Origin of the sequence: Pseudoalteromonas sp. SR45-6 (assembly GCF_014163545.1) — a bacterium.
In the GTDB taxonomy this organism is placed as follows: domain Bacteria; phylum Pseudomonadota; class Gammaproteobacteria; order Enterobacterales; family Alteromonadaceae; genus Pseudoalteromonas; species Pseudoalteromonas rhizosphaerae.
Genome location: NZ_JACJDM010000027.1, coordinates 33,876 through 48,190 on the forward strand (window position 1 = coordinate 33,876; position 14,315 = coordinate 48,190).

Annotated in this window: 11 protein-coding genes; 3 read left to right on the forward strand and 8 right to left on the reverse strand. The window is 37.5% G+C overall.

The genetic code is table 11. The features are described 5' to 3' along the window. The first annotated feature begins 51 nt into the window (after positions 1-51). Positions 52-1,794, forward strand: coding sequence for a SulP family inorganic anion transporter (locus H5158_RS12670; protein ID WP_182740135.1), 1,743 nt, complete (start codon positions 52-54; stop codon positions 1,792-1,794). Between the two features lie 7 nt (positions 1,795-1,801). Here the strand turns inward: H5158_RS12670 and H5158_RS12675 are convergent, their stop codons facing one another. The 5 genes from H5158_RS12675 to H5158_RS12695 all read right to left on the reverse strand — a co-directional run bounded on the left by H5158_RS12675 (position 1,802) and on the right by H5158_RS12695 (position 9,221). Beyond that, positions 1,802-4,483: a DEAD/DEAH box helicase gene (locus H5158_RS12675; protein ID WP_220491299.1), complete on the reverse strand. Its 2,682-nt coding sequence runs from the start codon at positions 4,481-4,483 to the stop codon at positions 1,802-1,804. Positions 4,484-4,656: 173 nt separating this feature from the next. Next, on the reverse strand, positions 4,657-4,953 hold the full coding sequence (locus tag H5158_RS12680; protein WP_182717990.1) for a hypothetical protein: 297 nt from the start codon (positions 4,951-4,953) through the stop codon (positions 4,657-4,659). A gap of 28 nt (positions 4,954-4,981) precedes the next feature. Continuing rightward, complete coding sequence (locus tag H5158_RS12685) at positions 4,982-5,443, reverse strand: GNAT family N-acetyltransferase (RefSeq protein ID WP_182717989.1); 462 nt, start codon at positions 5,441-5,443, stop codon at positions 4,982-4,984. A gap of 378 nt (positions 5,444-5,821) precedes the next feature. Further along, the gene (locus H5158_RS12690) at positions 5,822-8,236 is read right to left on the reverse strand and encodes a hypothetical protein (protein ID WP_182740136.1); all 2,415 of its coding nucleotides are present in this window, start codon (positions 8,234-8,236) and stop codon (positions 5,822-5,824) included. 286 nt (positions 8,237-8,522) lie between these two features. After that, positions 8,523-9,221, reverse strand: coding sequence for an NrtR DNA-binding winged helix domain-containing protein (locus H5158_RS12695; protein WP_149981773.1), 699 nt, complete (start codon positions 9,219-9,221; stop codon positions 8,523-8,525). Between the two features lie 187 nt (positions 9,222-9,408). On the opposite strand from H5158_RS12695, the gene prs reads away from it, so the two are divergent. Next, on the forward strand, positions 9,409-10,263 hold the full coding sequence (gene prs / locus H5158_RS12700; protein ID WP_182740137.1) for a ribose-phosphate diphosphokinase: 855 nt from the start codon (positions 9,409-9,411) through the stop codon (positions 10,261-10,263). A 10-nt stretch (positions 10,264-10,273) separates the two neighbouring features. Beyond that, positions 10,274-11,869, forward strand: coding sequence for a nicotinate phosphoribosyltransferase (locus H5158_RS12705; protein ID WP_182740138.1), 1,596 nt, complete (start codon positions 10,274-10,276; stop codon positions 11,867-11,869). Between the two features lie 186 nt (positions 11,870-12,055). On the opposite strand, the gene H5158_RS12710 is transcribed toward H5158_RS12705, so the two are convergent. The 3 genes from H5158_RS12710 to H5158_RS12720 all read right to left on the reverse strand — a co-directional run bounded on the left by H5158_RS12710 (position 12,056) and on the right by H5158_RS12720 (position 14,112). Beyond that, the gene (locus H5158_RS12710; RefSeq protein ID WP_182717986.1) at positions 12,056-12,529 is read right to left on the reverse strand and encodes a hypothetical protein; all 474 of its coding nucleotides are present in this window, start codon (positions 12,527-12,529) and stop codon (positions 12,056-12,058) included. Positions 12,530-12,588: 59 nt separating this feature from the next. Continuing rightward, a complete protein-coding gene (locus H5158_RS12715; RefSeq protein ID WP_182717985.1) occupies positions 12,589-12,903 on the reverse strand; it encodes a hypothetical protein in 315 nt (104 codons plus the stop codon). Positions 12,904-13,542: 639 nt separating this feature from the next. After that, complete coding sequence (locus H5158_RS12720; RefSeq protein ID WP_182717984.1) at positions 13,543-14,112, reverse strand: DUF6985 domain-containing protein; 570 nt, start codon at positions 14,110-14,112, stop codon at positions 13,543-13,545. Positions 14,113-14,315 lie beyond the last annotated feature (203 nt).

Here is a 14,315-nt window from a genome sequence, read left to right on the forward strand (position 1 = left end):
TATATTAAATTTACTATCCAAGTGTGCTTACGATTAAATAAGGAAACTTTAGTGCTGTCGCGTTTGTATGATTTTATGCCGGGTTTAAACACTTTACTTCATTATGAACGAAAGTGGTTTGCTGATGATGTGAGGGCTGCGTTATCCGTTGCCGCCGTTGCTCTACCTGTTGCTATCGCGTATGCACAACTTACTGGGGTTAACGCCGCTGTCGGGCTATATTCATGCATATTACCTATGATTTTATATGCCTTGTTTGGTACTTCCAAACAATTGATTGTCGGACCAGATGCAGCAACATGTGCGGTTATTGCTGCGGTGGTGACACCACTTGCAGCTGGGGACAGTGTTAAACACTGGCAACTCGTTGTAACTATGACCGCGATGACTGGCTTTTGGTGCTTTATTGCTAGCCGATTTAAATTAGGGGTATTAGCAGACTTCTTATCCAAGCCTATTTTAATGGGCTTATTAAACGGTGTTGCAATTACGATTATTGTCAGCCAATTTTCTAAAGTATTCGGTTTTACCTTCGATGACAGATATTTACTTGAACGATTAGGAGGTGTGCCTACTTATTTATCACAAACCCACATTCCTACTCTATTAATGGCCCTGTTTACCCTCGGTGTTTTTTTTGCCATGAAGCGACTAAAACCGACTTGGCCAGCATCTATGTTTGCTATCGCATTTGGTGCCCTATTAGTGTGGGTTTTTAATTTAAAGCAGTTTGATATCAACACAATTGGCACTGTAACCGGTGGCCTTCCAGTGTTTAACACCCCTATTTATGATATTGGTATTATTCGTGAACTTGTCGTGCCTGCACTTAACTTAGCAATAGTTAGCTTTGTCAGTATGATGCTAACCGCTCGCAGTTTTGCAGCTAAAAATGGTTACGACATAGATGCTGACAAAGAGTTTAGAGCGTTAGGTATTGCGAACATTGGCTCTGCTTTATCACAAGGTTTTGCTGTCAGTGGTGCAGACTCTCGTACAGCTGTTAACGATGATTCCGGTGGTAAAACGCAATTAGTGTCGATTATCGCAGCGGGAATTATTGCTGTTATCGCCCTATTTTTAACCGCTCCCCTAGAATTTATTCCCAGTGCAGCATTAGGTGTTGTGCTTATTATTGCTTCAATCCATTTATTAGACTTAAAAGCCATTTGGCTATTAAAGCGTAAAGACAAACAAGCATTTTACCTTGCGCTAGCCACCTTATTCGCAGTGTTATTTATTGGCGTAATACCAGGCATCACTCTCGCTGTACTATTGGGGTTATTCCAGTTTATTCGCACCGTAATGCGCCCTACCGACAATATATTAGGTGTTGATATTAAGGGCGTTGTTAGGAGCCTTGATGCCACAGATAAAGCAAAGTCAGTACAAGGAGTCTTTATTTATCGTTTTAATTCTCCTTTAACTTACTTTAATGCCGGTTACTTTAAACGGCGTTTGCTAGAACAATATGCGCGGCAAAAAGACGACACGCAATGCGTTATTATCGACGCAGTCCCCTGCTTCACCCATTTAGATTTAAGTGTCATGGCCATGCTCGCCGATTTAGACGTGATATTTAAAAAACGTGGTATTCGATTAGAACTTGCTGGCAGAAAGCGGCAATTACTATCATGGTTTGAAATTGCTGGTATGACATCCGGTAAAGACGGCATCTACGTGCATTCAGATCTCTATATTGCCTTACAAAAAAACAGCGTCAGCCAATCAAGTGCCGAAGTAAACTTGTTCGAAACTAAAGAAGTTAAAGATGCCAGTACACAACAAGCCTAAATAAATATTAAGTCTTGTTGTTACTCATCTTCAACCGACTAACAATTGCTTGCATACAGGTATCTCTATCGACAACCCATAAGCCATAGCTTATGGGTAGCATTTCAATATTGGCACGACTAAATAGCTTATAGGTATCCAGTTCAAAGAAATCAGCCCAAGGTCCAGGGTAACCAATCAGATCGACAGCTAAGTAGCGGCCATGATAGCGGCATAAAATATCAACCTCGGTCCCCGCAACAGCATACCCAGGCCATGTTTCTATCTGCAATTTCATCAGCTCTTGTATTACATCGCGTTGAAAATCATCGACATCAGACAAACACGTATGAGCGGCTGCAAACTCACTTACCGAGCCTAAGTAACGTCTTAATAAATAATGTTCTGGTAACTGTGTTTCATCAATGGATAAAAATAAATGCTGTGCTTGTCTTGCCCGCGTTATAGTCACGTTAAAAACATCTGCTTTATTTAAATATACTGCCGCACGTTTTGCATCATTATCGACGGCAAAAGAGATCAACATAACATCGCGTTCCTCCCCCTGAAAACCAAAAGGAGTGGCGGCTCTGAGCTTATGTTTAATTATTTCAGCGTCACTAAAATTAGCGTCTATTTGCTTTGCTATAAAATCTGCTTGGCTTCGAAATGGCGAAACAATTCCGATACTGTGATAAACACCCGCTTCTCGATCATCACTCATTTGCTGTTTTATGCTCGCGATTACAGCGTTGGCTTCGAGCTGATTAACGCCATTTTTATCTCTTTCACCATTAACGCGATGGATAAATAAATGCCCACTGCTTGTACAAGGGCGATGCTGCATTACTTTTAATTTTGATTGATAAAAATAGCGGTTACTAAAATGAATTAACTCAGGTTTACTTCTAAAATGCTCATCTAAAAAGGCTAATTGCTGATCGCTATTGAGTGTATTTAATGTCAAATCTAAAATTGAATTATCACGATAACTAACAACCCCCTCACTCGAGAGTGATAGTTGATTCTTAGTGCGAAGCTGAGCCTCTTTTGATTTTGCTAAAAAAGAGTAATGCCTTAATTGCTTTGTATCGCCAACTACAAGCGCTCGTTTTGCACGATAAAGTGCTGGTAAACAACTGCTAATATTGCACTGTGTTGCTTCATCGATAATAACTAAATCAAACATTTGCGGCTTTAAGGGTAATACCCTATACAGCGAATTCAAACTCACTAACCACACAGGAAACGCCGCTAGCAATGATGAGTATTCTATATTATCAAACAGCTCAAACTGCCTTTTAGAAGTACGACTGCGAATAGCCTGATTAAACGCCTGCAGCGATTTACGCTGAGTGTTAACTAACGTTCGCAAATTAGTATTCTTTAACACGGTTAAATAACGACTAGCCAGCAGCTCTCTTTTTGTTTGTTGATCGTTAATTTCATCTAAAGCAGACCACTGTTTTGCAAGCTTTTTAATACTGCGCTGAGCCCACTTGAGATATAAATTGCTTAACCATTGAATGTCTTTATCTTCAAGCCTTTTAAGGCGTTGACCTCGGATTATCGCTTTGCGACAAAACTTATCAAACCGTTGCTCTAAATCATTAAGTAACACATTTTGTGCTTTTAGCTCTGATTCAAAAATAGCAGGGGCTTTTTCCTGCTCATCCGCTAAATAACCAGACAATAAGTCTGCAATATACGCTTTTAGATTTTTTAAAAACTCTTTTTGCCCAGCCCTGATTGATACTTCACTTAACGCAAAATTCTCATTCAATTTATCGGCAATCACATCAAGTGCCGGGTCATTATTCGCGACAATAAGTACTGACTCACCTCGCGCCATGTGCTCTGCAGCAACTGCGGCAATGGTATAACTTTTCCCTGTACCTGGCGGCCCTGACACACAGCCTAAATGCGCATTAGCAGCAATCGAAATAACTTTCTTTTGTGGTGCTGACAATAAGCCTGGTAAGTAGTCATACTTTAACGACTTAGCCGTGTTCGGCGGCAAATCATTTGAAATTAAAGCATCTATAGGGGGCGAAAGCATCTTTGAGGCTATTATTTCTTCGAGCTCATGGATCACCCCTCGACTGCTGCTTGAACGTTCAACAAACACCAGCATAGAGGCAGGTAAAAGTGTCAAATTTTTACTTTTTAAGGCTTTTTTTATTTTGGCATAATTAACAAGCTCAGGATAATTTAAAAGTTCAAATACGTTTAGCGCTAATGGGCTTTGTTTTAATAATGAAGTCCAAAAATAAGCTGATTGAATATCGGCAGTTTCATCAAGAGGTTCTGCTTCTGGCATTAACAGTTGGGTGAGCGATTCATTAATTTCAGGTTGAGAGTCGATAACCGAAAAGTAATAATCATCATCTTTTTCTATCACGGCTTCATTAAATAAGATAGGTGAAACAACTTGTTTTATCTCACCTTTTATCTCAAGCTTGCCGACTAATATAAAACGCACATACAACAAAACACGTTCACGTTGATATACCTCAACACGCTTTATTATTGGCTCAGCAAACTCTTGAGGAATAGGCATTCGCGGTAAAAAACCTGAGCCTACATCATCCCTTCCTTCAAGCACAAAGCAGTCTTGTTTTTTTAATTTACTCAAATCCCATAGGTTTAAATCCGCGCTATCTTCTTTATAGCAATCGCGGTAATACGAAAGTACATTTTTACTACTCAAAATTTTATTCCATTTAGAAGATATTACTTTTTAATACCGTAAGCATCGAGATAATTAAGATAAATTTGGTCTTAACGTGTTGGAAACTACATTTCGTGACAATACGAAGTCAATTGCAACGTTTTGTTAAGCCTTTTCGATTGCACAGCCATAATCTAAGCTGTTATGTGCTTTTAACTGCACGATTCTAGAGCCTGCTCGAAATGATCTGCTAGCTCAACGTATTGGCTACCCCAGCCATTATCCATTGCAATTTCTTGCAAGGAGGCAGTAGGTAAGAACATGTTGACCATTTGCTCTGGGCTAGAAAGATACCCAGTAGACTTAACAGAGGCAAGGTTTGCTGAAACGACAACAAGTAGCTCTTCAGGTGTTTTACTACTGAACATTGATTCTTCTGAGTCACACAGAAAACTTTCAAGGTGTGTTAAAACCTTTTCCATGTTATCTTTCATTGCTTCAGTTTCCATAGAGCCCTATCGTCACATAACGTCGCAATCACGCGTGCATTGGCTTGTTAAGTTTGAGCTCCATAGGCTGATAAACCAAGCCTGCCGATTCGCCGATTTCGCCACTACGCTCAAACCCATAATTTTCATAAGCGGTCACTGAAGATAGCGACGCGCTAACGGTAACAGTTTCAACCTTCGCATGATTCAAGGCGGATATAAGCAGCTTTCTTCCAATACCACTTTTCTGTGATTCCGGCCGAATAAAAAGCATCGCAACATGGCGACCTTCCTTAAGCTCAATGACGCCCTCGACATTTTCGTTGTTCTCAGCAACCAGCATCAAGTTATCGCCTCTCATCCTATCGAGGAATGCATCGCGCGCAGCGATATTCGAAAAGGTTGTAATCCCCTCATCAGACAATGTGCTTGCAACAGACTGCAAAAAAGAGTCCATGCAAATTGCACTTACAGCTTCAAGGTCCTTCTCTTCCACCTTCCTGATGATCATCAATGTCCCCCAAGAACATAACAACTTATTAAAAGGATCTAAACCCGCGAGTTGCAGACAGAAAACCCTTTGATTTTTTTGATACTTTCAGTCTAACTCTGTATCTAAATGTAAATCAAGAGATTTATATTTGTTGTTTTTTGTTGTTGTAAAATACAAGAAATACCCCCGCGCATTGTTGAAAAAAACGATTTATAAATGCAAGAAAATAAAGCAGCTAAAGATGCGCAAAGCGTTAAGATGGGTGTCACTTTTGTGCTCTGGTGTTCTCCTTAGAAAAAGAACACCACGCAGTAGCAACGTCAGTTTTTAAATTTGGCTATTACCGGACGGTTACGCTGTGCATATTAAGTAAGTTAATTCTTTTTGCATCTTATCTTAGTAGTCGTCGGCACTAAAAAGGAATGAAAGCTTTTCATGACTGAATTTTTTTTTGAGTTTCGTGTAATTGGGTGTTATCAAATTTTGATAGGTTTTAGAGGGTATGTTATTACCACTAAATTTAGAAATGAAGTATTTCACCTCTTTCAATTTTAGTTTCTGAAAATATTCAGGAATAGCATTTTCAAACGTACAATTATTAATCCCTAAATACTGTAGATGTTGTAAATCAGCAACCCATTTAGGGAAATCGATAAAATGTATACCGTCGAAATAGAGCGTTTCCAAATTTGAAAACTCTTTAACGTAATCCGGAAGTTTCTCAATTTTATGATGCGGGTTAAAATCAATAAGATCCAAGCTGGTTAAACTTTCTGGTATGGTTTTAATATCGTCGCCTACGCCCATTAAGTGAAGGCGCTGTAAAGCTGTAAATTGATTAAGCCCAGCATAAGCCTTTTTATCAAAAGCGTAGCATAACGTTATCTCTAGATCGTTTAGTTTGGGAGCCTCTAAAGCTGCTAAAGACGATAGCTCTGTACGCGATAGGGAAAGCTTTTCTAAATGAGGAAGCTGTACAGCAGGGAAATCTTTTATAATTTGGTTATTTTCTATTGAGAGCGCTTGTAAATTAGGCATCTGCTGAAGCAATTCTTTTACATTTTGCGCTTTATAATAGTCTAATTTTAATCCTTTTAATTGAGTAGCAGGGTGCACATTAAGTGCAGCTTCGCTTTCGTTTTGATTTTCTATAAACAGTTTTTCTAATTGCGGACAGTGTTTTAAAACATCTTTTATAGCCGCTGTTGACCAAATAACCTGTAGTTTTTTTAAGTATTCTGGCTTTGGAAAATAAGCAGAATAGTCAATCTCAGGATCTGCCGTTGCTTTAGGAAAATATAGACTTAAGCTTTTGGCTACGATTTTACTAAAAAAATTCTTCATATTGGAGATGCTTAGCGATTGAAAAGACGCTTTTTCAGTTTGTATTAACCTTTCTCCTGGAATAAACTCTTTAATGTTTAAAAGGTCGAGATTGTTAATTTTTTGAGGAAGCACATCACTTTCAATGACTAAATTAGGACATCGTTGAATTTCTAAAGAGTCAAGCAGGTCTATATTTTTTAGCGTTTCAGATAGCTTTTCTATTTCAGAGTTCCATAGTTTGAGGGTAGATAATTTACGGCATGCTCCTAGATTGGCGAATAAAAAATCACAATCATTCATCCCAAAACAAGCAATAGTTTCTAATGCTGGTAAACTTTCTAAACCGGAAGCAAGTTGTGGTAATTCCTTAATACTGTAGATTTCTAATTCCTTTAAATTCGGAAAGCTTTCAGGGTTTTTTATCATATAAGCTAGGAAATCTTCCCGATAAAGCGTCAATTTAGAAACCTGTAGAGTAGTATTAGTATTTATAATGTCTATCGAGTCATCTAATTGTATAACACCTATATCTGGCATAAAGACTAAAGTATCATCAATCTCTTTAACTTTTGGCAGACGCTTAAACCGTACTTTTTTTAGTGTTTTTAATTGATGGATGTTATCTGGAATTTTGGTAAGACTAGGGCAATCAAAAACTTTTATTTCTTCTAATATTTTCAAGGAAGAAAGGTCCGGTAAGGTTTTTAAATTTTCTAAATTTTCTAATTCCAATATTCTTATAGAAGTCGGAAGTTTTAATTGATCAATATTTTTAGTGGTTAAGCCTTTTAATTTTAAAGTTTCAAGATTACTAAGTTGCTGCAAATCTGTAGGCATTTCTAAGGTTACCGTTTCGCCCCCTTTAGCCTGATCAATAGTGAGCTCCTTAAGTTGCTTTAATTGGCTAAAATATTCTGGCACCTTTTGTAAACAAGGGGTTTTTAGCGATATGACTTCTAAATTCTTAAAGTTACTAAAAGAATCTGGGAGTACTGTATACGGCCCTTTAATGTAAAGCGTATTTACCCCACTTAGTGTTCCAAATTCTTCTGGAATACCACTTGCAAATACATTCGTTATGTTCAAACCCGTTATGCCTTGGAGTCGTAAAATAATAGAAGGATCTTTACTTATTTTTTTAGCAACGCTTTCTTCACTTAAAAAGAAACGTGTATACCCCAGCATATTATATAGCTTGCCAATAGGAAAACCTGGATCTATAGCTGCAAAATGCACAAGCGTACTGATGAGTTTTCCGGTATCATCTAATTTTTCAGGAAGCTTATTACGGGTTTTAAAAGCTTTTAACTGAGCTTTACCCGCGTATTTTTCTAAGATTTCTGAAATTTCTTTTACAACGTCTTTATCTCTGTAGAGTTTACCAATTAGAAAAAGCTCATAAAGACTATCCTTCGGATAGTTACTGCTTTCTTGAAGGTACTTGTAGTAAGAAGCTATATGCTCTATATTAAATTTCATTGTCATTTTATTTCTCCGAATTGAATAACCTTTCAATGTTGTCTGAAAGACTTTGATTTACTACACTATTAAATCAGGTAAATGATCTTCCCTTGAAACTCAAGACACCTAGCTTGCCGATTTATACCTAGTTTTAAACTCTTCGGGGGGGACTGATAGCCAAGATGGTTGTGCAGTCTAACTCGATTTTAAAATACTTCAATATAATCTAGTCTGAGCTAGTACATACTCATATAAGCAGGAATAAACTAGCGCTCTTATAAATGAGTCTAGGAGCGCTTCACCTTATACATTAAACACTCAAGTTACGTTCAAAGTTCACAATATCTACATCAGGTTTTACTTTATATAGCTGCGCTAAGCGACCACCAGACTTCACTTTTTCATCGACTTTTTCAAACATATCAGCTGCTTCAATACGCCTAATAATACTCTTTCGCTGTACTGGTTTACCAAGAATAGTTTCAATGACTAACTTAAACTGTCCAACAGTAAAGTGCTCTGGTAAACAATATACGGGGATCATTGAATAAAGCGCTTTCTGTTTTAACCGCTCTTTTGCTTGTTCAATTATAAACTTATGATCAAAAGCGACAGGTAATTCAGTTAGTTTATTTAGATCTATCCATTTTGCATCATCAACAGTTGCTATATGAGTTGATACTTGCGCCTCTGCAATTAATGCAAAATAAACCAAAGTAACACTAAAACCTCTAGGATCTCGGTTAACTCCTGAATACGTTTGTAATTGCTCTAAATACTGAGGGGCAACACTGGTTTTTTCTTTAAGTTTACGCAGCGCAGTCATGCCAACATTGTCATCAATATCAACATTTACAAATCCGCCAGGGAGACCCCATCTACCAGCAAAAGGCTCGCTTGCACGCTTTACCATTAAAACCTTTAAAGCGCCCTCTTTAACTGTGAACAGTACACTGTCGACTGTAAATAAAGGGTTTTTATATTCAGTAATATCGTAATGATTAGCCACAATATGCTCACGCTAAGTTAATGTCTTAATGACACAATAAATCAAACACTTCTCAATTTCAACCTATAGTACAATCATACACCTATCATAAGTTCAGTAATTTAGTTTAAAAAATAGCTTGAATGTAATGAGTACATTTGATAACTTATTTGTGTCGTTAGGACACAAACATTCAAAGGACAAAAAAATGAAAGTATTTAGCTATGACTCAGCAGGAAGTAAATCGTTAATCGATTATGATAATTTCACTTTTTCTGGTGGTGAAGAACATGTCAGATTTAATACCGCTAATTTTTCAGACTCTAAAAAAATAGAGATTTTTGAACGGCTAACCAACTCTTCAAACATGGTTAGATTAATGATTGCTGTCGATGCGTTAAAAAGATTAACAAATGAAAGCACACCTATTGAACTTGTTATTCCTTACTTTCCTTATGCACGCCAAGATAGAGTATGCGTTGAAGGAGAAGCTTTAGGTGCTGCTGTTATGGCAAAGTTTATTAATAACTTAAACTTTTCAAAAGTTACTATTTGGGATGCCCATAGCGATGTATCTCCAGCTTTAATAAATAAAGTGACCAATATTGAACAAATTTCGCTACTCGCCCGCTGCGAAGAGCTAAGCCAACGTTTGTCACAAGGAGAGCTGACCCTTATTTCTCCTGATGCGGGCGCAAGCAAAAAGACCATTAAAATTTCAGAAAAGTTCAATGGTGTACCTGAGGTTATTCAAGCACAAAAAGTCAGAAACTTAAAAACAGGCGAAATAATCAAAACAGAAATTATTGGCGATGTTAAAGGTAAAAGCGTGCTGATTGCCGATGATATTTGCGATGGTGGCAGAACATTTATTGAGCTTGCGAAGGTTCTAAAAAATAATGGTGCAGTTGAAGTTTCTCTTTTTATTACCCACGGTATTTTTTCAAAAGGGCTTGATGTTTTTGAAGGACTAATAGACAAAATTTACACGACTGACTCGTTTAAACCAGCTAATGAATTTAAACATAGTAACAACATTAATTTAGAAATTATTGAGATGTAAGGAAAACACCATGACTATTATAGCTGCAAGTATGCAAAAAGATGTTTATAAAGAATTCCATAGCCGCGCCTATCACCCTGACGTAAGTGAAGTATATGCAAACTTCACATCAAGAAGCGGAAAGCTTAGTAACATAGAAAATAACGATAAAGTGGCGTTTGTTGGTCTACAGTACTTTATTAAAAGCTACCTTTTAGAAGAATGGAATGAGTTTTTCAAAGTGGATAAGGCAACAGCAGTTGCTAATCACAAACGTATTATGAGCTCAATGCTTGGTTATACTGTTGATGTAAAGTATTTAGAAGACTTACATGACTTAGGTTATTTACCATTGAAAATAAAAGCATTACCAGAGGGAACGCTAGTCCCTTATTTAGTTCCGCCTATGACAATCGTCAATACTAAAGCCGGTTTTCAATGGTTAACCAATATGATTGAAACGGTACTAAGCTGCGAAAACTGGCCAATCCAAACAAGTACCACAACCTCTGTTGCCTATTTAAAAGTATTTAAAGAATTTGCAAAAAAAACAGCAATGCCTATGGAGTTTGTACCTTTCCAAGGGCATGACTTTAGCTTTAGAGGGATGTTCGGCAAACATGCTGCCGCTATGAGTGGTTTTGGTCATTTAGCATCAGGACTGGTAGGCACAGACACCATTCCTGCTGTTTTATTTGCCGAAAAATATTACGGCGCTAATGTAGATAACGAGCTTGTAGGTTGCTCTGTTGATGCAACAGAACATTCGGTTACGTGCTCATGGATCATGGAAGGTGAAATTGAGTTTTTCAAATACTTAATGAAAGAGCAGTCACCAAAAGGAATTTTAAGCGTTGTATCAGATACTTGGGACTTTTGGACGTTAGTAACTGATTACTTACCACAATTAAAAAACGAAATAATGGCTCGCGACGGCACATTAGTTATACGCCCGGACTCAGGTGATCCGGTTAAAGTACTCACAGGCTATACTGTTTCACCGGTATCTGATTACAGTGAACTATTCACCACTCAAGATGAAGCTGAAAAAGAAGTCTTACAAAAAGGTTTTGAAGCATACCGTTTTAATGGCCAATATTTTGGCTTTGAAGATAACAACACCATTGAACTGATGGAATGTGAAGTAAAAGGGCTCATCGAATGTTTATGGGATATATTTGGTGGCACCACAACACCAAAAGGCTACAAGCTACTTGATGAACACATTGGCGCTATTTATGGTGATGCTATAACGCTAACCCGTCAACGCCAAATTTTACAAAGGCTGATGGATAAAGGCTTTGCATCAAAAGTCGTATTAGGTATTGGCTCTTACAGCTACCAATATGTGACTCGCGATACACATGGCTCAGCAGTAAAAGCAACGAGCGTAGTCAAAGCTGGTGAACGCTTAGCTATTTTTAAAGATCCTAAAACTGATGCAAAGAAAAAATCAGCAAAAGGGCTCTTAAAAATAGAGCGAGTCAATGGCGAGCTCACCTTGTTTGATGACGTAACCGAGCAAGAAGAAGCACAAGGACTGCTAGAGGTTGTTTTTCAAGACGGTAAATTAGTAAAAGAAACCACCTTGAATGAAATTAGAGAGTGTATAAACCAGCAAATTTAAACCACAGCTGGGGTTTAAGAGGTAATGTTCAAAATCGTTATATGAATAAACCTTACCTTGAACTGTCAGATTTGGTTAGTGGGATTCAATCAAATCTGACAGTCGCATATGCGTCATTTCGGTCATTCAAACAAAAAGTAGCAAAAAGCAAGATGCTACCTCATACCCCTTGTTAGCAGCTCTTTGTTATGGCTTGCCGCGTAGAATGCTTTGTAACAGTTCATAATTACGCCCCACCAAATTACCTACTTGGGGAATGGATGCCAAAAACTCTGAGTTCAATCTAAGCTTGGCTCTAAACTCTTCATGTACAATACAGTCATCTATAAAAGGCCCTGCAGAATTTGCGTTTATACCGCAGTAAAATGAGATCGCATACATCGCTGCAAACGCAATGTCGGGATTTTTGCTACCTGTCATTTTAACGAGAATATATTGAGCAACTGCTCCGTACTGAGGACATAAAATACTGACCAAGCAGCCCTGCCATTGAAGACTTCTGTTTTGCGATACTTCGCTAAGTGTTTTCCAATCTTGCTCGTCAAATTTTTCGATAAGCTTTTCAGCCATTTCGGACTCCCCGCCATCACACCAATCCATTGATTCGTGATCGCTCTTGTTAAGGAAATCATCTAATTTTTTGAATGCAGTGGATGTCATATCGTTCTCAAAAAGCCTCAACGCCTTGCTCAGCTGCATTTTTGGAGTGGAGCAATTTGTTAAATATTAATATTTTTCAATTTGCACCGATTTAATACTTTTAAGTATTTTTCGTTTTCTGTTGTGTTTTCGTTTATTAGAATTTCGTGCATCCATTCGCAATCAGTATCTCTTAAAAACGTTTCATAACCATTCATTTTCAAAAGTGAGCTTATATCGAATTTAGCTTCTCCTCCTCCACTTGCGACACCTCTGCCAATGACTTCACCTGCTCGAAAATAATATTTATTATCACTTTCTTCCAACATTAGGTAGTGAATTTCTGGTGGGTTTCTATCAAGATGTTGCACTTCTGAAACCAAATGTGTAGCCATAGTTTATTCCACTGTAATATTTAACAAGCCTTTAGATTAACTCGTTTTTAATTTATGTTTATTGATGGTTAAACCATAGCTGAGCTCCTATTTTGATTCAATCGTTTACTTCTATTTCATGTGAAATATAAAAAGAGGATTTGCTGTTGCTTTAATTGCCGTTTTGGAAGGTATTACAGGTGTTTTAAGAAGGATTTTATGTAGATACCCACTTTAATTTATCTCTCAAAATTGAACCACAAAACTTGCCGTGTAGCTAAAAACCTAAATATTTCCACGCTTAAAATACTTATAAAAACTGATTATCGGAATCAAAATTTTAATTACAGACAGCCAAATAATTGCATTGTTGCAGTGTGAATGTTTAATTAATGATATTCAGCGCTAGGCTAATAACTTTCACTGTTACTAAGGTTCGCTCGTCGTTTCCAGCCTAAGCTTTCACAATAGCTCGTCTGTGAAGATAGTCGACCGACTGCACCATGGAATACACGAGTAAACTGCGTTATCAGTTTTAACCAGTTCTCAGGGCTAATATTGACTCGATCTAGTACAGGATCAGTGTGTTTAACTTAAAAGTAGGAGTCATACCAACTCCCGGCTCAACTGCCGAGGTCAGATTACAACCGCTTGTTAGTGCTATTCCGCTGCATATGTTTTGACGATATTGCCATAATAAATATACTTATCCATGGATTTATCCGCGTAAGCATCAGAGTTATTTATGTGTCCACAACCCCCAACTTTAGCTAGATTCTTCCCGTCCTTAAAAGATATAGAAATCCCATGTTCAATCTCCCAATCGCATCCACCTGTAAATTGACAGAAAAATTCCTCAGTTATAGAGCTTCTGCTAATTGATAAAGATGATATATGTACGAACTCAAATATATCATCTTCATTCTCCTGAGCTGGCATATCTTCAAGGCACTCTTCTCCGACGTCTAAGACAAAGTCTCTATAGTATGCGAATAGGTGCTCCTTGAGATATTCTCTGTCATCTTTGTCCAGAGCCAATGTATTATTTAGTGTTTTCTCTAATTCAGATTTGAATTCATCTAATTCTTGATCATTGAAATCAAGTCTTATCTGAAGCTTTGAGTTGTTCAGAAAAGGGATCGATAATTCCGAAGAAAGCCAATCATACCAGTCTTCATCGTATTCACTTTTCACTTTAGTAAAAACTATGTTTCCGATCGCTAATTTCATACGATTTCTCACGAAGAACTAACGAGCCTGTAGAATTACTCGTTTTTAATTTATTTTTATTGATGCATTAACCATAGCCGAGTTCCTATTTTGATTCAATCGTTTACTTCTATTTCATGTGAAATATAAAAAGAGGATTTGCTGTTGCTTTAATGGCGTTTTGGAAGGTATTGCAGGTGTTTGAGTGGCTTATTTGAGGTGGT

Bases quoted from the DNA above. Each gene is read 5' to 3' on its own strand.
- H5158_RS12720 (WP_182717984.1), bottom strand. From the start codon at position 14,112: ATGAAATTAGCGATCGGAAACATAGTTTTTACTAAAGTGAAAAGTGAA.
- H5158_RS12680 (WP_182717990.1), bottom strand. From the start codon at position 4,953: ATGGAAACTGAAGCAATGAAAGATAACATGGAAAAGGTTTTAACACAC.
- prs (WP_182740137.1), top strand. From the start codon at position 9,409: ATGAAAGTATTTAGCTATGACTCAGCAGGAAGTAAATCGTTAATCGAT.
- H5158_RS12715 (WP_182717985.1), bottom strand. From the start codon at position 12,903: ATGGCTACACATTTGGTTTCAGAAGTGCAACATCTTGATAGAAACCCA.
- H5158_RS12705 (WP_182740138.1), top strand. From the start codon at position 10,274: ATGACTATTATAGCTGCAAGTATGCAAAAAGATGTTTATAAAGAATTC.
- H5158_RS12710 (WP_182717986.1), bottom strand. From the start codon at position 12,529: ATGACATCCACTGCATTCAAAAAATTAGATGATTTCCTTAACAAGAGC.
- H5158_RS12690 (WP_182740136.1), bottom strand. From the start codon at position 8,236: ATGACAATGAAATTTAATATAGAGCATATAGCTTCTTACTACAAGTAC.
- H5158_RS12685 (WP_182717989.1), bottom strand. From the start codon at position 5,443: ATGATCATCAGGAAGGTGGAAGAGAAGGACCTTGAAGCTGTAAGTGCA.